1 protein-coding gene is annotated in these 1,248 nt (G+C 38.3%); it reads left to right on the forward strand.

Annotated elements, in window-relative coordinates; all coding sequences use genetic code 11:
- Positions 1-1,137, forward strand: a 1,137-nt coding sequence (locus J2Z40_RS19670) for an IS110 family RNA-guided transposase (protein ID WP_209795162.1), incomplete at its 5' end; no start/stop codon positions are given.
- Positions 1,138-1,248 lie beyond the last annotated feature (111 nt).

Below are 1,248 nucleotides of genomic sequence, written 5' to 3' on the forward strand. Positions count from 1 at the left end.
AAAGTAATTGAAACTTTCACAACCACAACCAGTGGTCTCTTGTCTTTAAGTGATTGGTTATCTAGTTTTAAAGTTACTGATGTTGTTATGGAAAGTACCGGAATCTACTGGAAACCAGTATGGAATATTCTCGAAGATACTTTCCATCCAGTGCTTGCCAACGCCAGGCATGTTAAAAATGTTCCTGGACGTAAAACCGATGTGAAAGATGCTGAATGGCTTGCTAAACTTCTAAGAAGTGGGCTGATAGAAGGTAATTTTGTTCCGCCAGAGGGTATTCGTGACTTAAGAGATCTTACTCGTTATCGTAAAAAGCTCATTCATACTCGTACCTCAGAACGAAATCGAATCCACAAAATACTTCAAGATGGAAATGTAAAACTGACTTCAGTTTTCTCTGACATTTTTGGTTTATCGGGAAGCCGTATCCTTGAAGCGATTATCAATGGAGAAAAAATAGAAATTCATGACCTTCGAAAAATGGTAGATGGAAGAGCCAAATCGAGTATCAATGAGATTGCAGAAGCAATAAACGGTCGAATCCGTCGACACCACCGAGATATGTTGCACTACCATTGGGAACATATAAGTTATTTAGATAAAGCTATAGAAGATTTGGAAGAACAAATCGACCAACTCCTTTCTCCTTATCGTAAAGAAGTAGAACTATTAGACGCTATACCGGGTGTGAACAAAGCCGCCGCCGCCACTTTTATCGCAGAAATGGGTGTCGATATGACAGTTTTTAAGTCTGCAAAGCATCTTGCATCTTGGGCAGGGCTGAGCCCTGGAAATAATGAAAGTGCTGGTAAAAAAAAAACGAGCAAAACTACTCAAGGTAATAAAGCCCTAAAAACGATAGCTGTAGAGTGTGCATTGGCAACATCGAAGCAAAATAATCGAATCGCTTCTCATCGAAAAAGGATTACCAAAAGACAAGGTAAAATGAAAGCACGTGTCGCTTCCGCTCATTTAATTTTAACTATTGCTTACAACATCTTAAAAACAGGAGAACCATATCAGGAACTAGGCCCCGATTACGTTCACCAAAAGCAACAAAACAAAGAAATAAAAATGATCGAATACCTAAAAAAGAAAGGCTATACAGTCGCACCTTCTGAAAAAGAAACTGCTTAATTATAGCTCCAAGCTACTATACTATATTATACTAGTAGTCCTTCAAAAAAATTGAAGATGAAGGGCCTTATTCAGTAGTGCCCTCTAGCCAAAAAGTGTTTTCATACAAAA

Source organism: Cytobacillus eiseniae (genome assembly GCF_017874625.1).
Lineage (GTDB): Bacteria > Bacillota > Bacilli > Bacillales > Cytobacillaceae > Cytobacillus > Cytobacillus eiseniae.